Below are 19,473 nucleotides of genomic sequence, written 5' to 3' on the forward strand. Positions count from 1 at the left end.
TGTTCGATGTGGGCTTGGCCATGCGTGCGGCGATCTCCGGGCCCGGCCGCAGAAGACGTTGGTACATGAACAGTGGACGGGGGTGAACCTCTTCCTTACATCGAATAGAAAGCGCCAATGGCATGAGAAAACGGATATCCCGCGTTGCGGCGGGGGCGGCGGCGGTCGGCGTCGCCGCGTCACTGGCCGCCGCGGCCGGTGACGCCCAGGGCGGGCAGGCGTCGGCGGCCCAGCTGCGGCAGGGGACGGAACTCGTCAGCGAGACGTTCACCGGAGCCACCGCGGACTCGCGGTTCATCGGGTACGGATCGGCCTGCCTGACGGGCGCGCCGCGCGGCGGGATACCGGGCGAGGGGGAGCATCCGCTGGGAGGCTGCCGGTCGGACCCGGAGGGCCCCGTGCCGCCCGGCGACGCCGCACCGCACGGATACCTTCAGCTCACCGACGCGCACAGGGACCAGACCGGCGCCGTGCTCTTCGACACGCCGATCCCCGCGACCGACGGCCTGGACGTCACCTTCGAGCAGTGGCAGTACGGCAACACCTCGCAGGTCCCGGCGGACGGGATCTCGTTCTTCCTCACCGACGGCACCGCGCACCTCACCCAGCCGGGCGCCTTCGGCGGGAGCCTCGGCTATGCCCAGAAGCTCCCGGACGACGATCCCAACGCCGCGTTCGTCCCCGGCGTGAACGGCGGGTACCTCGGCATCGGCCTCGACGTCCTCGGAAACTACTTCGGCGACTGGGAGCACCGGGGGAACGGCTGCGAACAGCGCTCCCCGGCCGGGACCGCCTTCCACGTCCCCGCACCCGGCCCCAACATGGTCACCGTCCGGGGACCGGGGAACGGCATCAACGGATACTGCTGGCTCGACGCCACGACCAGCAACAAGACGACCACCGGGCCCTGGCCTTCCACACTGCCGGGACAACTGCAGAGCAACCTGCGCGACATCCCGGCCAACGCCACGCCCCAGCAGGCGGAGGCGCTGCTCGCACCGCACAAGCGGACCGTCCACGTCGTGGTGACACCCGCGCCGAACCCCGAGGTCCACGTCTCCATCGACTTCCAGGACGGGGAGGGCTTCCAGCCGGTGCTGAGCTTCCCAGCGCCCGAGCCCGTTCCGGACACCTACAAGTTCGGATTCGCCGCGTCCACCGGCCTCTTCACCGACGTCCACCTCATCCGCAGAGTCGCCCTGCACTCAGAGCGTCCGCTGGGCCGCCTGCACCTCACCAAGGAGTTCGCCGGCTGGGGAGCGCCGGACAAGCGCTGGAACGTCATCCGGTACCGGTTCATCGTCGAGAACACGGGCGAGGAGCCGCTGAACACCATCACCATCCACGACCGGATCGCCCAGGATCTGGACTGCCCTGCCACGACGCTCGCCCCGGGCGAATCGGTGACCTGCACGGGACGGCACACGGTCACCAAGGCCGACAGGGAACGCGGCTTCGTGGAGAACACCGCGACCGCCACCGGCACCAGGGAGGACGATGACGAGACCATCACCTCGAACGAATCCAGCCTCACCGTGCCGGTGAACGACAACGGCAAGCCGGAGCCGGAGAAGCCTGGCAAGCCGAAACCGGACCACCCAGGGAAACCATAGGCCGATCGGTCCACGCCCAGGCGATGACCGAACCGCGACACGCCTCGCCACCGGCCGACCCGTTCTCACGGTAGGCCGAAGGCGAGGCGTTGCGCCGTCACGGCATGGACCACGAGAACCGGGCCGTGGACGGAGCGCGAACCGAACAGCGCCGTACTCGCGCGTCTGAAGTTCTAGCAGCATGTTCGGCGATTACGCCCACCCCTTCTGCCGACCCCTTCTGGTGCTTGCCGCATCCCGTCGACGCCGATCCCCTCCCCGCACCTGGTTCCACTCGCCAGAGCGTCGTCGTGTTTGCCGAAAACCACGTCCGTGCAGGTGAGAGACGTAGTGCCTGGCAGGTAGTGGCGCCGGGCTTGGACGGTTCCGGGATGCGCCACGACGCCGCTGTGCCGCGGGATGATGGATGGCTGTGCTGCCGCTCGGCGCGCCGCCCGATCCAAACCCACACGGCCGGGCCGTCCACGGCCGTCCGCTCCGTTCCGCTGCTGGTACTGCGCTGGTGCGGGAGAACCCGGGCCGGGGCTATCGGCGGGCGCGCGGATGTACGTGCTGGCGGTCATCGAGCACCACACCGGCCGCATCCGCGTTTAGGCGCCACCGCTCACCCGACCGCAGCGGGGGTGACCAAGCGCGGTTTCGAGGCACTGCCAGGGCCGGCGCAGAGCCCGGATCGAGCTGTCGAGCAGCCAGCGGGCAGCGGAACAAAGTGGGGCATGTCGGTCCGCGGCACGCCAGGGCGAACTCGCGTTCGCCCTGGTCAGGGGTGGTGGGTCGCGTGGGACTCGAACCCACAACCTACGGATTAAAAGTCCGAAACCGTCGTATCGGAGCGGCACTCTCGGTGTCGTTCCATGCCGACCTGTTCACACAAGACCCCGTTCCCGTGTCGGCCCATGCCGCCGCTTGCTGATGCGTTTCGGAACCGCCGAGCCGACAATGAGCCGACATGGGCTGTTGGAGATCTTGGCGGCTTGCTGGCCGACGCTCCGTGACGTCAGCACCCGGCTTATGGCCGCGGTCGGACGTCCGGTGCCGGACAACCACTGCACCGCCTTGCGATTCGGGCGCCGACCGGGCATGCCGGAGTGCGCACGTGACGGCCGAGGGCGGCCGCCAAGGAAACCGGCAGGTCATCATGCCCTCCCAGCGACGCCGTGATGGCCTCCACCACGTCACCCGATGATTTCCCAGGCGAGCCGCCAGTTGCGAAGGAGTGCGGTGGTTGTCAAGCTGTCGACGTGCCTGGATTGGTTCCGGAACTCATTTGCTCTGACATCGAGGCCAGCCTGGCCTTCTACCGCCTGCTGGGATTCCGGGTCCGCTATGAACGTCCGGAGGAGCGGTTCGCCTACCTTGAACTCAACGGGGCGGAACTGATGCTGGAGCAGCCGTGGAGCCGGGACCGGCTCTATCCCCGAGCCGAGTTGAGCCATCCCTACGGGCGGGGGATCAACCTCACCATCGAGGTAGATGACGTGGATCATGTCCACGCCACCCTCCTCACCGCCGGCCAGGAGATGTTCCTGCCATTAGAGGATCGCTGGTATGAACGCGCCACCGATGCTGTGGGCGTGCGCCAGTTCGCCGTGCAGGACCCAGACGGCTACCTTCTCCGCATCTCCCAACATCTGGGACGGTCCACGGCGGCCGGCCCGGTGAACGGCTAACGACCTCGTGCATCGCCCTCACGGACGACGCGAACACCTCGCCGAGACAGCCAGGATCGCTGCAGCACTGCTGTCTGATCAACAGGCCGCAGCGCATCCGGCCGAACTCCAGGCATAACTCGGCCGCTCGGCGAATACCCGACACGCCGCCACAATGGGAAGGCTGCCTGCCCGGAAGGCGTTTGGTGACAATCCCATGAGTGCGTGAAAATCAGCCGCCATGTGGGATTGGTCGTAGTAGCCGGTAGTGGCGGCAAGGCCGGCCCATTTCGCGGAGTTCGCCCTGGCAGGCACGGTGCGGACCCGCTGGACGCGGGCGAAGCGCTTGGGCGCCGGACCGACTCGGTCGGTGAACAGGTCGCGCTGGACTCCACCGTCACATCAAGGATCATGGTCATGTCTGATGCTCCCCGGCTCCCGGGACCGACCTTGGCGACGCGAACACGTAGTTCGCGCCGCGGCCGGCGGCTCGGATGTGCAGCCAGGCGTCGCCTGCGATGGTGCCCCGGTGGAGCCGGGCTGTCTCCGTCGTGAGCGGTCCTCGTATGGATGCATGCCCCCTCCAACCCGCTACAACGCGGTCCGATGATCCCTTTCTGGCGTATCCGGCCGCTCGCCTACTGGGGCCCGGTAGATGCGGCCTGGACCGATGTGCGGCGCGGCGGGCCCCGCGCGCTGTGTGCTCAGGGGTGGCCGTTGGTGTGGCTGAAGGCTTGGCGGTAGTCGCGGGGTGGCAGGCCGACGTGGCGGGTGAAGTGGTGGCGCAGGGTGAGGGGAGTGCCGAAGCCGCAGCGGTGGGCGATGGCGGTGATGGGCAGGTCGCTGACCTCCAGGAGGTGCTGGGCGGCCAGGACGCGTTGGGTCAGGAGCCACTGCAGCGGGGTGTCGCCGGTGGCCTGGACGAAGCGGCGAGCGAAACTGCGCTCGGACATACGGGCCAGGTCCGCCATCTGCGCGACGGTCCACGGGTGGGCCAGGTCGTCGAGGATCCGCTCGCGTACCTCCGCCATGCTGTCACTCCCTCCCCGGGCGTCCGGGATGGGGCGGGTGATGAACTGTGCCTGTCCGCCGGGCCGGAACGGTGCGGTGACCATGGTGCGGGCGATTTCGGCCGCTGTCGCGGCGCCGTGGTCGCGGCGGACCAGGTGCAGGCACAGGTCGATGCCCGCGGCCACGCCCGCTGAGGTCCATACCGCGCCGTCCCCGACGAACAGGACGTTCGGGTCGACCGTCACGCCGGGGTGGCGGCGCGCGAGTTCCTCGGCGTCCAGCCAGTGCGCGGTGGCGCGGCGGCCGTCCAGGAGGCCGGCGGCGGCGAGCAGGAACGCACCCGAGCACAGGGACGCCACGGTGGCGCCGCGTGCGTGGGCAGCGCGCAGTGCGCCCAGAACGTGCGGATGGACGGGGGCCGTGGGGTGCTGGACCCCGGGAACGATGACCAGGTCGCATTCGTCCAGGCCGTCCAGACCGTGATCGGGGACGCAGGTCACGCCCGGGTTCATGCCGACCGCGGAGCCGTGCGGCCCGCAGGTGCGCAGTTCGAACCGCGGGACGCCGCGGGCGGCCCGGTCGAGCCCCCAGACCTCGGTGGCCACGGCGTAGTCGAACACGCGGACGTGCTCGGTGACCAGTACCCCCACACGCATCATGGCGGAAATCTATCCCACGGTGGCGTTTCAGCCACTCACGCCCACGGAGGCGCTCCGATCAGGCTGGACATCGACATTTCCCCTTGGATGAGGAGTACGGTGCCATGCCGCTGGCTTTGTTCGCCCTGGCCCTCACGGCATTCGGGGTGGGGACCTCGGAGTTCGCCATCATGGGGCTGCTGCCGCAGGTCGCCCACGGGGTCAGGGTGTCCATTCCGGACGCGGGGGGCCTGATCACCGCGTACGCCGCCGGCGTGATCGTCGGGGCTCCGCTGCTCACCGCCGCCTCGGCCAGGCTGCCTCGCCGCACGACGCTGATGATGGTCGCGGCGCTGCTGGCGGTGGGCAGCGCCTTGTCGGCGGTCGCCTCCGGCTATGGACTGTTGCTGGCGGCCAGGGTGGTCGCGGGCGTGCCGCAGGGGGCTCTGTTCGGCGTCGGGTCGGTGGTCGCGGCGCAGCTCGTTCCGCCGGAACGGCGTGCAAGCGCGATGTCGGTGATGTTCGGCGGGTTCACCATGGCCAACGTGGCCGGAGTGCCGCTGGTGACCTGGCTGGGGCAGGCCGCGGGCTGGCGGGCCACATTCTGGGCGATCGGGGCACTGGGCGTTCTGTCGATGGTCGGCATCGCCGCGTTGGTCCCACGGCGGCTGCGGCCCGAGGACGAGACGGGACTGCGTGCGGAACTGGCGACGCTGCGGCGGCCCCAGGTCTGGCTCGCGATGGGCGTGACGACGGCGGGCTTCGGTGGCGTCTTCGCGTCCTTCACCTATGTCACGCCGATGATGACCACGGTGGCCGGCTTCAGCGGATCCAGCATGACGGCGCTGCTGGTCGTTTTCGGGCTGGGCATGGCCGCCGGCAACCTGGTGGCGGGCCGCTACGCCGGGCGGCGACTCATGCCGAGCCTGTATGTGTTCCTGGCCGGGCTGACCATCGTGCTGACCCTGTTCGTGATGACGGCGCACAGCAAGGTCCTCGCCGCCTGCACCCTGTTCCTGCTGGGGCTGTTCGGGTTCGCGACCGTCCCGGCACTGCAGATGCGCATCCTGGACAAGGCCACAGGCGCCCCCACCCTCGCCTCCGCACTCAACCTGTCGGCGTTCAACATCGCCAACGCGCTCGGCGCCTTCCTCGGCGGCATGGTGATCAGAGCCGGCTTCGGCTACACCGGCCCCAACGCGATCGGCGCGGTACTGGCCGCCACCGGGCTGGCCCTGGCCGTCTGCTCAGGCCTGGTCGACGCGCGCGCCAAGGAGGCCATCGCACGATGACCGGCGCACCCGGAACCGAACGCTACACACCCGGCCACGACACCTCCGCCATCGAGTTCATGGCCGGCAGAAGAGCCGCGACGCACGCGCGGTTCTTCCTATCGCACCTGACCCCGGGAACGACCTTGCTGGACCTGGGATGCGGGCCCGGCACCATCACCGCCGATCTGGCCGCCGCCGTCGCGCCGGGACAGGTACTCGGACTCGACCAGCAAGCCTCCCAACTCTCCAGCGCACGCGCACTCGCGCGCCGGAGAGGCCTCACCAACATCCGCTTCCGACAGGGATCCTGCTACGACATCCCGCTGGACGACAGATCGGTCGACCGCGTCTTCTCCCACGCCCTGATGGAACACCTCGCCTACCCGGCCCAGGCCATGGCCGAGATACGGCGGGTACTGCGCCCCGGCGGCACAGTCGGCCTCTGCAGCCCTGACTGGGGCGGCTTTCTGCTGAGTCCACCCTGCGACGACACCGTCGCCGCCTACACGCGCTTGCAGCAAGCCAACGGCGGAGACCCCTTCGTCGGCCACAAACTCAGGGACTACCTGCTCGATGCGGGATTCGAGCAATGCCACTTGGACGTCCACTACGAACGCTATGCCGACCCGTCCCGCATCGCCGACTATCTCGCGGTCCAACTCGACGCCGCGGGACAGACCGCCCACGCTCACCGGCTCCGTGACTGGGCCACCAGCGCAAGCGCGATGTTCGCACAAGCCTGGGTCACCGCCATCGCTTCACGACCCCGTTGAAAGTCGGCCGGCGAATGTGCCGACCGACCAGCATCCGCGTCGCCATCGAGGATGGCGCCAAGCACTGGCAACCGCCCGTTGCCCGGCGGTCGGGTCGGCCGTCGAAGTGGACTAAACAGCGGCTCATCGACAGGATCCGCTGGCGGGCGCGGACCGGCTCGCCGTGGCGGGACGTGCCTGCCTGCTGCGGCTCCTGGCAGGCGGTCCATGGGTTGTTTTCGTCGCTGGCAGCGCGATGGCGTTTGGGCGCGGATCCCTGCCGGGCCGCAGACCCGCGCTGACGCGGCCGGGCTGATCGGACGGTCTGGGAGATCCTCAACGACCCTCACTGGCACCCGCATGTACGTGCTGGCGGTCATCGAGCATCACACCCACCGCATCCGGGTTCTGGGCGCCACCGCTCACCCGACCGCCTCGCGGGTGACCCAGGCGGCGCGGAACCTGGTCATGGATCTGGAGGACGTGGGCTGCCGGTCCTCGGGGTCGTGCTGGTGCATCCAGTCGGGCATCCGCCACAACGCGACCGTGTACACCGCCGCGAGCCCGACCAAGCCGAGTCCGAGCAGCACCGTCCCCGCGCCGCGTACGACCGGCCGCGCGAGCTCGAGAACGATCATGGTTGGTGAGGAGCGGCCGGGGTCAGCTAGTTGATCGTTCGCTGGAAAGTTCGGCGGCTGCGGCAGCCCATAGGGTTCGTGCTGGACCGTGCCCCTGCCGGCCCAGGCGTTTCTTTGACTCCTGCCGATAGGGACCGCGCGGTGCGTGGCGCCTCGGATCGAGCCGTCACCATCACGGAACGAGCAGCTTCCGGCCGGATGTCCCTCTGGCCTCCAATCGGCGGTATGTCGTCGCCGGGTCGGCTTGGCGATGGCTTCCATCGGACTCGCTGTCTGGACGTCGCCGGACGCAGCGTGGGTCATGTCGCCGGTGACGACGGTGGGGCAGCCGCTGTGGTCGCTCTTGCGGGGCAACGGCGCCCTATCTGGTCTGTGTAGTGCAGGCCGTGGGGTTTGACGTCGAGCCGCCACAGTAACTACCCTTTTACTAACATCATAGTAAAAGGGGTTGGCGGTGTTCCAATTTCGACTGGACGGGTCCAGCGGTGTCCCGTCCTACCTGCAGATCGTCCAGCAGGTGCGGCAGGGCCTGCTGCTGGGCTATCTCAGCGCCGGGGACCAGCTTCCGACCGTCAAGGAGGTGGTCGCGTCTCTGGCGATCAATCCGAACACGGTGGTGAAGGCCTACCGGCAGTTGGAGAACGACGGGATGGTGACCGCCCGGCCGGGGCAGGGCACCTTCATCACCGCCTCCATCGAGCCGGTCGCCCCGGGGCCGCACGCCCGGTTGCGTCGCTCGCTGGAGCAGTGGGTCCGCGACGCCTATTCCGCCGGGCTGGACGACGACATGGTCACGGCCATGTTCGCCACCATCCGCAACGAACTACGGGCGGAGGGCGTGGCATGAAACCGGCGCTGGAGGCCCAGGATCTGGGCAAGCGGTACGGCGCCACGTGGGCGTTGCGGGACTGCTCTCTGCGGCTGCCGGCCGGCTCGGTGATCGCCCTGGTGGGCCCGAACGGCGCCGGGAAGACCACGCTGCTGCAACTGGTCACCGGCCTGCTGCGCCCGACGCAGGGCACCGTGCGGGTCTTCGGCCAGGACGCCCGGAGCGGGTCGGCCGAAGCGCTGGCCCACATCGGCTTCGTCGCCCAGGAGCACCCGCTCTACCAGGGGTTCTCGGTCGCCGACCTGCTGCGCATGGGACGCTCGCTGAACCTGCACTGGGACCGCGCACTGGCCGAGCGGCGGCTGGCCGAACTCGACATCCCCCTGGCCAAGCGCGCCGGCGCGCTGTCGGGCGGCCAGCAGGCGCAGGTCGCGTTGGCCTTGGCGCTGGCCAAGCGCCCGGCGCTACTGGTGCTGGACGAGCCGCTGGCCAACCTGGACCCGATCGCACGCCGCGACTTCATGCGGACGGTGATGACCGCCGTCGCCGAAGACCAGATCACCGTCCTGCTGTCCTCCCATGTGATCGCCGACCTGGAGCCGGTCTGCGACCGGCTGGTCCTGCTCAACCATGGCACCGTCCAACTCACCGGTGCGATCGATGACATCCTGGCCGACCACCGCATGCTGACCGGCCCGCGCACCGGCGCCGACCTCGCGGTTCCCGGGGTCGTGCGCGCCGTCCACAGCGACCGCCACACCGACCTGCTGGTCCGCACCGCGGCCGACCGGCCCGACTTCCACCCGGCCTGGCAGGCGCATCCCGTCGGGCTCGAACAACTCATCCTGGCCTACCTCGAGCAACCGGCGGTATCGGCATGATCTGGCTCACCTGGCGTCAACACCGCATGCAACTGCTGACCGGCCTGGCACTGGTCGCCCTCACCGCGGTGGTCTTCCTGCCCTACGGCCAGTCGATGCGCACCGCCTACAGCAACGACGGTGTCGGCGCCTGCCTGGCCCAGAACACCGGCGGCGACCACTGCCAGAGCGTGCTGACCGCGTTCATGAACCAGTTCAACGACCTGGCCAATCACCTGCTCACCTGGTTCAGCCCGGTGCCCGGCCTCATCGGCGCGATCGTCGGCGCGAGCCTGCTGGGACGCGAGTACGAGCACGGGACCTGGCGGCTGGCCTGGACCCAGGCCGTCCCCCGGACCCGCTGGCTGACCGCCAAGCTCGTCCTGATCAGCACCGCGATCACCGCGGTCACCCTCGCCCTCAGCGCCGTCTTCGGCTGGTTCCGAAGCCCGATGGACCAGGTGTCGGGCAGGTTCGCCCCCGGCGCCTTCGACCTCGAAGGACTCTCGCTCACCGGCTACACCCTCTTCGCCTTCGCGCTGGGCGTCCTGGCCGGGCTGCTGATCCGCCGCACCGTACCGGCGATCGTCACCGCGTTCGTCGCGTTCCTCGCCGTCCGCCTCCCAGCGGAGTACTGGCTCCGGCAGCACTACCAGGCCCCAGCCACCCGCCTGCTGGACCCGGCCGGCAACCACACCATGGGGCCTGGCAGCATTCCGAACACGCCCGGTCCACGAGGCTGGATCCTCAGCCAGCACCTGGTCGACAGGTCCGGCCATGCGCTCTCCGCCGTACAGAAAACCCAGATCAACCAGAAACTGGACTCGCTCAACAGCCCTGCCGCCCTCGACGCCTACCTCCGCGGCCTCGGCCTGCGCCTCAAGGTCGTCTACCAGCCCGCCGACCGCTTCTGGACCTTCCAGATCATCGAGGCCTCGCTGTTCATCGGCCTCGCCGCCACCCTGCTGGCCATCGCGATCTGGAGTCTGCACCGCCGCAGCACCTGACCCGAACCAGCGGCCGACCGGCATGACGGTACTGCGTCGGGAGGAACACCCGCGGACAGCGATCAGGCAGCAGGAGTAGATCTGACCTGGGTGTTCGGTCGGTGTGTTCCGTTAGGGACTCCCCCAACGGAACACCGTCCGGGTGCCGATGTCCGAACTCCTCTACACGTTCTGAGCTTCCCCCTGTTCGCTACGGGGGAACCTCATTCGTCCTGGGGTCATGGACTGGTTTGCAGAGAACTTCGGATCTTCCTGTGCTGGGCGACATAGCCAGGGTGAGTCCCGTCGAGCTCGACAGGCTGCGCTCTGCCCCTGACACCCACGGCTACCTGTCCCGCGAGGTGCCCATGTGCGACCTTGATCGTTACTGGGACTGCCTGCGCTTCGTCATGGACGCCGCAGCGTTCCAGGTCAACCCGATCGGCGGTCGGCCGTACCCCGATGAGTGCGCCGCGGTGTCGCCCGCGCACCCGCCCGTTGAGTGCCGACGAGTAGGCGGCGGTGGCGCGGAACACAGCTCGGATCGCCGGCGCCGAGGTTGGCGACCATCGGCCCCGACTTCTTGTTCCGGTGCTGGTCGCCCTCGGAAGCGGCCGTTGTCTTGGGTGGCCTCCTGTCGCGGCCGGTGAGCCACTCGGTAGCGCCTGGCGTGGGCTTGGATCTTGTCTGGGGGCGCTGATCGGACAGTTGCCGGGGTGGCGAAGTGAGGGCTGCTGGATTGCTCGCTGGGTTTGGTTGGGGCAGCGGAGTTGCTGATGCAGGGCTGCGGATTCGCGTCCGCGGGAACTCGCGGTCGCCCGCTCTGGTCGTCTTGGCTGCCGCTTGCTGCGGGCGATGTGTCCCAGCTTGTGGGGGCCTAGAGGTAGGGCTTCTCGGGCCTGGGCTGGGTGGTTGGAGGGCCGGATCGAGCCGCCGAGCCAACATCGAGCAACAGGGGAACGAAGCGGGGCATCCCGGGCGGCGGACATACCGGGGCGTCCTCGCGTTCGCCCTGGTCAGGGGTGGTGGGTCGCGTGGGACTCGAACCCACAACCTACGGATTAAAAGTCCGGAGCTCTGCCAATTGAGCTAGCGACCCGTCTAGCAAGCGTACCGAGAGCGGGGCGAGGTTCGCGACGGGGTTACCCGGTGGGGGTGAGGCGGACGGGGAGGTGCTTGAGGCCGTTCTGGAAGTTGGAGGCGAGGCGGACGGCGGGGCCGGTGCGCTCGATGCGCAGGGGGAGGAGTTCGCGGAAGACGGCGCGCATCTGGGTGCGGGCCAGGTGGGCGCCGAGGCAGAAGTGGGGGCCGAAGCCGAAGCTGACGTGGTCGTTGGGGGTGCGGGAGACGTCGAAGCGGTCCGGATCGGGGAAGACGGTCTCGTCGCGGTTGGCGGACGCGTGGTAGACGACGACCTTGTCGCCCGCCTTGATCTCGTGGCCGGAGAGCGTGAGGTCGCGGGTGGCGGTGCGGCGGAAGTCCATGACGGGCGGCCAGTAGCGGAGCATCTCGTCGACGGCGGTGGGGAGGAGGGACGGGTCGGCGCGCAGGCGGGCCAGTTCGGACGGGTGGTCGAGGAGGGTGAGGAGGCCGCCGGGGATGCCGTTGCGGAGGGTCTCGTTCCCGGCGACGGCGAAGAGGAAGAACATGTTCTCGAACTCGTGGCCGGTGAGGCCGCCCTGGAGCATGCGGGACATGATGTCGTCGGTCGGGTGCTCCTTCTTGACGGCCGCCAGCGCGTGGGCGTAGGCGAACATGTCCGCCAGGGCGGCGTAGGAGCGCGGGTTGACGGGACGGCCGTCCGGGTGGGTGAACGAGGCGGGCCGGTACCGCATGGCCTTCTGCGCCATGGGGCTCATGGACGCGGTGTCGGCCGTGGACAGCCCGGCGTACTCGTCGTCCTGGTAGCCGATGACGCGGGACGCCCAGTCGTACAGGAGCCGGCGGTCGCCGTCGGGCACGCCCATGATGTGGGCGAGCGTCCACACGGGGAGGTCGGCGGCGAGTTCGACGAAGTCGGTGTCCTGGCCGAGGGCGGAGGCGACGAGGTCGCGGGCCCGCCGGTCGATGGTCTCCTCCAGGGCGCGGACGGCGCGGGGGGTGAAGGCGGCGGCGACGATGCGGCGCAGGCGGGAGTGGTGGGGCGGGTCCTGGTTGAGCATCATCGCGCGGACGAACGCGAGGTCCTCGGGGGTGTCGGGGTCGCGGATCTGGGTGGCGCCGAGGTTGGAGGAGAAGAGCTCGGGGGAGCGGAGAACGTGTTTCACGTTGGCGTGCGAGAAGACCGCCCAGTAGCCGGTGCCGGCGGGCCAGGGGCCGACGGCGGGTTCGGGGATCCAGGCGACGGGGGATTCGGCGCGGAGTTTCCTGAATGCGTCGTAGGGGACCCCCGTGGCGTAGGTGGCGGGGTGGAAGATCTCCTCGTGCATGCCCACAGCGTGCATCATGACGGTGTGACGGTGAAGCCTGAAGACGCTGCCGGGATCCTTCGTGACAACTTCGCGCCCTGGGTGCTGGAACTGGGGCTCGTCGTAGAGGAGGTGGGGGAAGGGGCCGCGGTGCTGCGGCTGCCGTGGTCGGATCGGCTGGCGCGCGAGGGCGGCGCCATGTCGGGGCAGGCGCTGATGGCCGCCGCCGACACCGCCGTGGTCATCGCTGTGGCGGGCGCCAAGGGCGGCTTTGTGCCGATGACCACGGTGCAGCTCAACACGGCGTTCATGCGGCCCGTGGTGGGGACGGACGTCCTGGTGACGGTGAAGCTGGGCAAGCTGGGGCGCACGCTGGCGTTCGCCGACATCGTGATGGCGGCGAACGGCGCCACCGTCGCGCAGGCCAGCGCCGTGTACGCGATCATCGGGTGACATGACCCGAATCGAGACGGTGAAGGTGCCGGACGGCGAGTTCCGGCTGCACGTGTGGACGCCCGAGAGCGGCCGGGGGCCGGGGATCCTGCTCATCCAGGAGATCTTCGGCGTCGGCGACTACATGGAGGCCGTGGCCGGGGACCTGACGGCCATGGGCTATGTGGTGGCCGCCCCGGACATGTTCTGGCGGATCGAGCCGAACTGGACGACGCGGCACACCGAGGAGGCCCTGCCCAAGGGGATGTCCATGGTCTCCCAGTTCGACTGGGGCAAGGGCCAGGACGACGTGGAGGCCGCGCTGGAGGCGCTCAAGGGCCTGCCCGAGGTCGACGGCCGGATCGGCGTGCTCGGGTTCTGTTTCGGCGGGACGCTGGCGTATCTGCTGGCCACGCGGGCCGAGGCGGACGCCGTCGTGTCGTTCTACGGCAGCGGTGTGCCGGGTGCGCTGGATGCGCTGGACGCGGTGCGGTCGCCGTTGCAGTTCCACTTCGGCGGGTCCGACGACTACATCCCGAGGGAGGACGTCGCGGCGGTGGAGCGCGCCGTCGCGGGACGGGACCGGATGGAGATCCACGTCCAGGAGGACGGCGGCCACGCCTTCCACAACCGGAAGGCACCGATGTTCTATCAGCCGGAGCCCGCGGACCGGGCGTGGCGGCTCACGGAGGATTTCCTGCGCCGCTACCTGCCCGTCTCATAGCGCGGCCTATAGGCACCAGCCAGGGAGCGGCTCGGTTTCGGTGAGCCAGGCTGCGGGCGGGCGTCCGACGATGCCGCCGACTATCGCGCATGTGGTGTCGATGTCGCCGCCTGCGGAGGCCGTGGTCCAGAACGCCCGTTCGTAGTCGCCCAGGTGCCGTGCCGCCGCCCAGAGGGTGAACGGCACCGTGTCATGTGCGGCGACCTGGCGGCCGTTGCCCAGGACGGCCGCGGCAGTGGCCGGGTCGCCGATGGTCAGCAGCCGGCGTGCTTCGGCGATGCCCTGGCGGACCGTGCCTTGTGGTGTGCGCGCCAGTACCTCGTCGAGGAAGCCGCCAGGTGACGGCTTGCCGGGCGCGATCGCCGTGGCCACCGCTACGGCGATCGCGCCCGCGATGGCCTCCGGGTGGGGGTGTGTCACCTCCGCGGACAAGGCCGCCTGGCGAGCGGCCTCCGCCGGGTCGCCCGCGAACCAGGCGCCTATGGGCGCGACACGCATCGCGGCGCCGTTTCCCCAGGAGCCCATGCCGTCGAAGGGTTCGCGGGCGAGCGTCCGCCAGTCGCCGCCTTCCCGGACGAGCCGCAACAGGCGACCGGTGGACGGGCCATAGCCGCGGTCGAAGTCGTGGTGTTCGGCGAAGCTCGTCGCGAGGGCGTCCTGGTCGATGCCGCCGTGCTTGCACAGGACGAGATGGATGGACGCGGCCATCTCCGTGTCGTCCGTCCACTGCCACGGCCCTTGGGGGAGCGTCTGGCTCTCGAAGGCCGGGCGGTTCTCGGGGACGAAGAACTGGGATCCGAGCGCGTCTCCTACGGAGAGGGCCAGAAGCGAGTCGTGCGAGCGTTCCGCGGCGGATGCGGTCATGTCGTGGATGGTTCCAGAGTCAGGCGGGAGAGTTCCTTGCGGGAGGAGATCCCGAGCTTGGGATAAGCCTTGTAGAGGTGGTACTCGACCGTCCGGCGGCTGAGGAACAGTTGCGCGGCGATCTCGCGGCTGCTGATGCCCTCGGCGGCGAGCCGTACGACCTGGAGCTCCTGCGGCGTGAGGCGGTCGAGCAGCACGGGCGCCGTGGGCTCCGATGCGGAGCCGGATTCGCCGGTCGCGCGCAGCTCGGCGCGCGCGCGGTCCGACCAGGGCTTGGCGCGGAGCCGGTCGAAGACCTCCATGGCGGAGCGAAGAGGCGTACGGGCGTCGGAGCGGCGGCGCGCACGGCGCAGCCACTCTCCGTACAGGAGTTCCGTTCGGGCCTTCTCGAACGGGCGCGTTGCCTTCTCGTGCAGGCGGACGGCCTGTGCGTACGCTTCTTCGCTGTCGTCCAGCAAAGCTTCGCAGCGCAGCGCGATGGCCGATGCCCACGGCTGCTGCACGGCATCGGCCCAGACACAGAACCGGTCGAACGGTGCGCGCGCGCGTTCCGGCTGTCCGGCGCGCACGGCCACCTCTACGAGGTCCGCCACGGCGAGCATGGCGTCCGCGCTGTACTGGTGGTGCACCGCCTCGAGATGGCGGAGCGCGTCGTCGTACCGCCCGAGGCCGAGTTCGAGGAGTCCGAGAGCCCCGTCGGACCTCTCCGGCATCTCGTGCAGCCGCGCCTCATCGCCCTCCACCGCCGCCACCCGGGCGAACACCGCCGAGAGCCGCCAGTCGCCGCTGGGCAGGCCGGTGTCGCACGCCAGCGAGATCGCCTCGATCAGCGTGGCCTCCGCGTCCGCGTGCAGGCCCGTCGCGACCTGTGCCTGCGCCTGCGTCCGCAGCACGCCCGGCAGCGCCCCGATCAGGCCGTTCAGCCGGCAGCGCGCGGCCTCGACGGCGGCCAGCTCCAGCGCCGCCTCGTCGTCGCCGACGATCAGCGCGAGCCGCGCCGCCTCGTCCAGCCCGGCGGCCACGCCCGGCTCCGGGGTCGTCGTGCGCGCCTCCGCGACCAGCCCGGCGAGCAGCGGGACGCCGCGTGCGACGTCGTCGCCGGCCAGATGCGCGAGACCGCCGACCATCGCGTCCTCGGGCAGCGCCTCGGCGGCGCGCAGCAGCGCCGGCGTCTCTCCGGAGGTCCACGCATAGGCGGCGCCCGTCCGCAGCATCGCGGCCCTGTCGTCCGGCTTCGCATAGGCGGCGTGCTCCACCATCATGCGCGCGGCGGTGCGGCGGTTGCCGCGCTCGTACTCGACCACAGCGCGGACTCGGCCGAGCCGTGCGAGTTCCGCGGGGGCGTCGGTGAGGGTGCCCGCCCTGGTGGCGAGAACCTCGGCCTCGTCCGGCCGACCGGCCTGGAGCGTCATGTTGGCCGCGGCGCGCAACCGCGCGGCCTGCGCGTCCTTGGCCGGAGTGAGGTCCGCCGCCTGTCGGTAGAGACTCGCCGCAGTGCCGTACCCGGTGCGTTTCCGCGCGCGCTCTGCGGCGTTCTCCAGATCGACGGCGACGTCCTCGTCCGGCCCGAGAGCCGCTGACGCGCGGTGCCGCGCGCGGCAATCGGCGTCCTCGGACGAGGACGCCAACGCCTCATGCACCCTGATACGGCACGCCGCTACAGCGCCCTGGTAGACGGCGGCTCTGATCAGCGGATGGCGGAAGGCCATGGACCGCCCGCTCACCTCCACCAGCCCTGCGCGCTCGGCCTGCTGCAGGTCCTCCAGGCCGACGCCCAATTCTCGCGCCGCGTTCAGCAGGCTCGGCATGTAGCCGCGTCCCTCGGCCGCCGCTATGAGCAGCATCAGGCGGGTCTTGTCCGGAAGCTCATCGATCCGGCTCTGGAACCGCGCGACGACGCGGTCGGTGACGGGCAGCGGGCGGGACCCGTCCGGCACCCGGTCCCTGGCCCTGCCGAACTCGCGCAGCGCCAGCGGATTGCCGTCCGCGTCATGCAGGATCCGATCGCGGACGTCCCGGGTCAGCCCGTGCTCGGCGAGGAACCGCACCGCGTCGTCGCGTCCCAGCCGCGCCAACGGCAGTTCGGGGAGGCCGGTGCCGGTGAACGCGTCGTCCCGCGCGGCGAACAGCATCACCACCGCCTCGGCCGCGAGCCGCCGGGCGGCGAACAGCAGCGCCTCGGCGGTCCCGCTGTCGAGCCACTGGGCGTCGTCGACGAGGCAGAGCACGGGGCCGTCCTCGGCGAGGTCGGCCAGGAGCGTCAGGACGCCGAGGCCGGTCGTGAACCGGTCCCGGACGGGCGGGACGTCACAGGACTGCCCGGAACCGCTCAGCGCGGCTCTCAGTGCCTCCGCCTGCGGTCCGGGAAGGCCGTCCAGGCGGTCGCGCACGGGCCACACCAGCTGGTTGATCCCGGCGAACGCGATGCCGGACTCCGCCTCGATCCCGGTCACCCGCAGGACGCGCGCCCCGGCGCCGCCGGCCGCGAGGTCAGCGGCGTGGTCCAGCAGCGCCGACTTGCCGATGCCCGCCTCGCCGCGCAGCAGCAGCGCGCCGCTGCGCCCCTCGTCGCGCGCTCCGGCGAGCAGCGAGGAGATGCGCGCCTGTTCGTCGTTCCGCCCGTAAAGCACTAATCCAAAGTACGGGGCGTACTACCGAAACCATACTGATTCGCGGTGCGACGGCCCCCTCGTAGCTTCTTCACCAGCGAGGAAGCCACTAGGAGGACGTCGTGAACGAGCTGTTCGAGAAGCTGTCGGCCGGGAAGCTGGAGCTGGCCAACCGGTTGGTGATGGCGCCGATGACGCGCAGCAGGGCCGTCCACGACGGGAAGGTGACCGACCTGCACGCCGAGTACTACGCGCAGCGGGCCGGCGCCGGCCTCATCATCACCGAGGGGACGCAGCCCAGCGTGCGGGGCCAGGGCTACACCTGGACGCCGGGACTGCACACCGACGAGCAGGTGGAGGCATGGCGGGCGGTCACCGACGCCGTCCACGCGGAGGGCGGCGTCATCTTCGCCCAGCTGATGCACGCGGGACGCGTCGGCCACCCCTCGCTCTACCCGGACGGCGGGCTGCCCGTGGCGCCGTCCCCGATCGCCACGGGCGAGCGGATGTGGTCGCCCGAGGGCATGCTCGACCACCCCGAGCCCCGCGAGATGACGCTGGACGACATCGCCGAGACGGTGGCGGACTTCGCCGCGGCGGCGCGCAACGCCGTCGCCGCCGGTTTCGACGGCGTGGAACTGCACGGCGCCAACGGCTACCTCATCCAGCAGTTCCTGGCGGACGGCAGCAACAAGCGGACCGACGCCTACGGCGGCACCATCGAGAACCGCATCCGCTTCGGCATGGAGGTGGCGCAGGCCGTCGCGGACGCGATCGGACCGGAACGCGTGGGCTTCCGCGTGTCACCCGGTGGCATCGCCAACGGCATCACCGAGAGCGACCCCGACGAGCTGTACGCCGCGCTGGTGGAGGCACTGGCGCCCCTGGGGCTCGCCTACCTGCACATCATGGAGCTGGGCGACCGGGAGCGTACGCGTCGCATCCGTGCCGCCTGGCCTGGCACGCTCATCCTCAACCCCCACCCGACGCCCGAATCCTTCCCGGCGAACCCGGAGACCGGTGTGGAGGCGCTGCGGGAGGGCGTCGCGGACGCGATCGCGTTCGCCGAACTGTGGCTCGCCAACCCGGACCTGCCCGCCCGCATCAAGGCCGGCGGCCCCTACAACGAGGCTGACCGCGCCACCTTCTACGGAGGCGACCACCGCGGCTACACCGACTACCCCGTCCTCTCCTAGACGGACCTCAGTCCCTGAACGGACCTCTGGTCTTGGACGGGACTCAGGCCGAGGGCCCCGCACCGGTGTCGACCGGTACGGGGCCCTCGCCTATGCGCGCGCCTGTGGTTGGGCGTGCTTCATGTAGCCACGCTCAGAGGAGACGCATGTATGTCCGCCTGTGCGTCCGTATGCGCTCGGCTTAGTAGCCGGGCCGGACGCCGCCGTTGAACTGGCTCTTGTAGTAGTGGGTCAGCTTGATCTTCTTCACATGGGAGCCCGAGTGCGGCGCGTGAACCATGTACCCGTGCCCCACGTAGATGCCCACGTGCGTACGGCCGCTGTAGAAGAAGAGCAGGTCGCCCGCCTTGGCGCCCTTCCAGGAGACCTTGTGCTTCACCGCGCGGTAGATCTGCTGGGTCGTGCGCGGGAGCTTGACGCCGGCCTTGCGCCACGATCCCTGCGCGAGACCTGAGCAGTCCCACGAGCCCGGCCCGGAACCGCCGTAGCGGTACGGGTCGCCGATCTGCTTGTAGGCGTACTTGACGGCGACGGTCGCGCGCTTGCTCTGCTTGGCGGCGCGGGACGTGGCCGACGAGGTCCTGGTGGCCGCGGTCTTCGTGCTCGTCGCCTTGGTGGTCGACGCCGCGAGCGTGACGCGCTGCGGAGTGCCGGCGGCGGCTCCGGCAGGGCCCGCCGTCAGGAGCGTCGCGCCGAGCGCCGCGGTCGTGGTGAGCACGAGGCCACCAGCGGTGATTCCGATCTTCAGGGGGTTTCGGGGGGTATGCAGGATGGCTCCAGATCTCGCGGGTGATGCCTACCGGGCAGCCGTCATCCCGCGCGTGAACGCTGGGGATTCGGGATGCGTCGCGGTCGTCCGGTGCCTGCGGTGCCATGGGAGGGCGCCGCGGCCCGCGAGCCGCTTCCGGCTCCGTGCTTCTCGTCTGCACGGATGAGGCGATCGACGCGGGTGTGCTTCTTCGGCGGCGCCCGTGGGGGGCGTCCTCGCGG

The 19,473-nt window shown here is 70.2% G+C and carries 17 protein-coding genes and 2 tRNA genes; 11 read left to right on the top strand and 8 right to left on the bottom strand.

Annotation, left to right across the window (positions count from 1 at the left end; all coding sequences use genetic code 11):
- Positions 1-122 precede the first annotated feature (122 nt).
- Positions 123-1,613 carry a CLIPPER-2 domain-containing protein gene (locus ABT299_RS24030; RefSeq protein WP_190856832.1) on the top strand — a complete coding sequence of 497 codons (1,491 nt, stop codon included), beginning with the start codon at positions 123-125 and terminating at the stop codon, positions 1,611-1,613.
- 767 nt (positions 1,614-2,380) lie between these two features.
- Here ABT299_RS24030 and ABT299_RS24035 read toward each other — a convergent pair.
- A tRNA-Ser gene (locus ABT299_RS24035) sits at positions 2,381-2,492 on the bottom strand.
- Between the two features lie 281 nt (positions 2,493-2,773).
- Between ABT299_RS24035 and ABT299_RS24040 the strand changes: the two genes are divergently transcribed.
- Positions 2,774-3,283: a bleomycin resistance protein gene (locus ABT299_RS24040; protein WP_500252051.1), complete on the top strand. Its 510-nt coding sequence runs from the start codon at positions 2,774-2,776 to the stop codon at positions 3,281-3,283.
- 683 nt (positions 3,284-3,966) lie between these two features.
- On the opposite strand, the gene ABT299_RS24045 is transcribed toward ABT299_RS24040, so the two are convergent.
- The gene (locus ABT299_RS24045) at positions 3,967-4,932 is read right to left on the bottom strand and encodes a GlxA family transcriptional regulator (protein ID WP_500252052.1); all 966 of its coding nucleotides are present in this window, start codon (positions 4,930-4,932) and stop codon (positions 3,967-3,969) included.
- A gap of 83 nt (positions 4,933-5,015) precedes the next feature.
- Between ABT299_RS24045 and ABT299_RS24050 the strand changes: the two genes are divergently transcribed.
- From ABT299_RS24050 to ABT299_RS24060, 3 genes are read left to right on the top strand one after another with little or no spacing between them, the layout of a single operon-like run.
- Positions 5,016-6,203, top strand: coding sequence for an MFS transporter (locus tag ABT299_RS24050; RefSeq protein ID WP_500252053.1), 1,188 nt, complete (start codon positions 5,016-5,018; stop codon positions 6,201-6,203).
- Positions 6,200-6,958, top strand: coding sequence for a methyltransferase domain-containing protein (locus ABT299_RS24055; protein ID WP_500252054.1), 759 nt, complete (start codon positions 6,200-6,202; stop codon positions 6,956-6,958). The genes ABT299_RS24050 and ABT299_RS24055 overlap by 4 nt, the downstream gene beginning before the upstream one ends.
- Positions 6,959-6,972: 14 nt before the next feature.
- Positions 6,973-7,239, top strand: a complete 267-nt coding sequence (locus ABT299_RS24060; RefSeq protein WP_500252055.1) for a transposase — start codon at positions 6,973-6,975, stop codon at positions 7,237-7,239.
- 120 nt (positions 7,240-7,359) lie between these two features.
- Here ABT299_RS24060 and ABT299_RS24065 read toward each other — a convergent pair whose 3' ends face one another.
- On the bottom strand, positions 7,360-7,575 hold the full coding sequence (locus ABT299_RS24065) for a hypothetical protein (RefSeq protein ID WP_500252056.1): 216 nt from the start codon (positions 7,573-7,575) through the stop codon (positions 7,360-7,362).
- Positions 7,576-8,029: 454 nt separating this feature from the next.
- On the opposite strand from ABT299_RS24065, the gene ABT299_RS24070 reads away from it, so the two are divergent.
- Genes ABT299_RS24070 through ABT299_RS24080 form a run of 3 tightly spaced genes read left to right on the top strand, consistent with a single transcriptional unit; the run spans position 8,030 to position 10,271 of the window.
- On the top strand, positions 8,030-8,422 hold the full coding sequence (locus tag ABT299_RS24070; protein WP_500252057.1) for a GntR family transcriptional regulator: 393 nt from the start codon (positions 8,030-8,032) through the stop codon (positions 8,420-8,422).
- Positions 8,419-9,285, top strand: coding sequence for an ABC transporter ATP-binding protein (locus ABT299_RS24075; RefSeq protein ID WP_500252058.1), 867 nt, complete (start codon positions 8,419-8,421; stop codon positions 9,283-9,285). The genes ABT299_RS24070 and ABT299_RS24075 overlap by 4 nt, the downstream gene beginning before the upstream one ends.
- Positions 9,286-9,311: 26 nt before the next feature.
- A complete protein-coding gene (locus ABT299_RS24080) occupies positions 9,312-10,271 on the top strand; it encodes an ABC transporter permease (RefSeq protein WP_500252059.1) in 960 nt (319 codons plus the stop codon).
- 1,002 nt (positions 10,272-11,273) lie between these two features.
- Here ABT299_RS24080 and ABT299_RS24085 read toward each other — a convergent pair.
- Both ABT299_RS24085 and ABT299_RS24090 read right to left on the bottom strand, forming a co-directional pair.
- Positions 11,274-11,349: transfer RNA gene (locus tag ABT299_RS24085), tRNA-Lys, on the bottom strand.
- A 43-nt stretch (positions 11,350-11,392) separates the two neighbouring features.
- Positions 11,393-12,679, bottom strand: a complete 1,287-nt coding sequence (locus ABT299_RS24090) for a cytochrome P450 (protein ID WP_500252060.1) — start codon at positions 12,677-12,679, stop codon at positions 11,393-11,395.
- Between ABT299_RS24090 and ABT299_RS24095 the strand changes: the two genes are divergently transcribed.
- Positions 12,659-13,111 carry a PaaI family thioesterase gene (locus tag ABT299_RS24095; RefSeq protein ID WP_208274581.1) on the top strand — a complete coding sequence of 151 codons (453 nt, stop codon included), beginning with the start codon at positions 12,659-12,661 and terminating at the stop codon, positions 13,109-13,111. The genes ABT299_RS24090 and ABT299_RS24095 overlap by 21 nt on opposite strands.
- Before the next feature lies 1 nt (position 13,112).
- The gene (locus ABT299_RS24100; protein ID WP_500252061.1) at positions 13,113-13,814 is read left to right on the top strand and encodes a dienelactone hydrolase family protein; all 702 of its coding nucleotides are present in this window, start codon (positions 13,113-13,115) and stop codon (positions 13,812-13,814) included.
- A 6-nt stretch (positions 13,815-13,820) separates the two neighbouring features.
- Here the strand turns inward: ABT299_RS24100 and ABT299_RS24105 are convergent, their stop codons facing one another.
- Complete coding sequence (locus tag ABT299_RS24105) at positions 13,821-14,678, bottom strand: ADP-ribosylglycohydrolase family protein (RefSeq protein WP_190856829.1); 858 nt, start codon at positions 14,676-14,678, stop codon at positions 13,821-13,823.
- Entirely contained in the window at positions 14,675-17,308 is a 2,634-nt protein-coding gene (locus ABT299_RS24110; protein WP_500252062.1) for an ATP-binding protein, read from the bottom strand. Before ABT299_RS24110 ends, ABT299_RS24105 begins: the two co-directional genes overlap by 4 nt.
- Before the next feature lie 101 nt (positions 17,309-17,409).
- On the opposite strand from ABT299_RS24110, the gene ABT299_RS24115 reads away from it, so the two are divergent.
- Positions 17,410-18,483, top strand: coding sequence for an alkene reductase (locus ABT299_RS24115; protein ID WP_500252063.1), 1,074 nt, complete (start codon positions 17,410-17,412; stop codon positions 18,481-18,483).
- 181 nt (positions 18,484-18,664) lie between these two features.
- Here the strand turns inward: ABT299_RS24115 and ABT299_RS24120 are convergent, their stop codons facing one another.
- Entirely contained in the window at positions 18,665-19,201 is a 537-nt protein-coding gene (locus tag ABT299_RS24120; RefSeq protein WP_500252064.1) for a C40 family peptidase, read from the bottom strand.
- Between the last annotated feature and the right edge of the window lie 272 nt (positions 19,202-19,473).

Source organism: Spirillospora sp. NPDC000708 (genome assembly GCF_040299565.1).
Lineage (GTDB): Bacteria > Actinomycetota > Actinomycetes > Streptosporangiales > Streptosporangiaceae > Spirillospora.

Excerpts from the sequence above, each read along its gene's own strand:
- ABT299_RS24030 (WP_190856832.1), top strand. The coding sequence starts at position 123 with ATGAGAAAACGGATATCCCGCGTTGCGGCGGGGGCGGCGGCGGTCGGC.
- ABT299_RS24040 (WP_500252051.1), top strand. The coding sequence starts at position 2,774 with ATGGCCTCCACCACGTCACCCGATGATTTCCCAGGCGAGCCGCCAGTT.
- ABT299_RS24045 (WP_500252052.1), bottom strand. The coding sequence starts at position 4,932 with ATGATGCGTGTGGGGGTACTGGTCACCGAGCACGTCCGCGTGTTCGAC.
- ABT299_RS24055 (WP_500252054.1), top strand. The coding sequence starts at position 6,200 with ATGACCGGCGCACCCGGAACCGAACGCTACACACCCGGCCACGACACC.
- ABT299_RS24060 (WP_500252055.1), top strand. The coding sequence starts at position 6,973 with ATGTGCCGACCGACCAGCATCCGCGTCGCCATCGAGGATGGCGCCAAG.
- ABT299_RS24065 (WP_500252056.1), bottom strand. The coding sequence starts at position 7,575 with ATGATCGTTCTCGAGCTCGCGCGGCCGGTCGTACGCGGCGCGGGGACG.
- ABT299_RS24075 (WP_500252058.1), top strand. The coding sequence starts at position 8,419 with ATGAAACCGGCGCTGGAGGCCCAGGATCTGGGCAAGCGGTACGGCGCC.
- ABT299_RS24080 (WP_500252059.1), top strand. The coding sequence starts at position 9,312 with ATGCAACTGCTGACCGGCCTGGCACTGGTCGCCCTCACCGCGGTGGTC.
- ABT299_RS24090 (WP_500252060.1), bottom strand. The coding sequence starts at position 12,679 with ATGCACGAGGAGATCTTCCACCCCGCCACCTACGCCACGGGGGTCCCC.
- ABT299_RS24100 (WP_500252061.1), top strand. The coding sequence starts at position 13,113 with ATGACCCGAATCGAGACGGTGAAGGTGCCGGACGGCGAGTTCCGGCTG.
- ABT299_RS24105 (WP_190856829.1), bottom strand. The coding sequence starts at position 14,678 with ATGACCGCATCCGCCGCGGAACGCTCGCACGACTCGCTTCTGGCCCTC.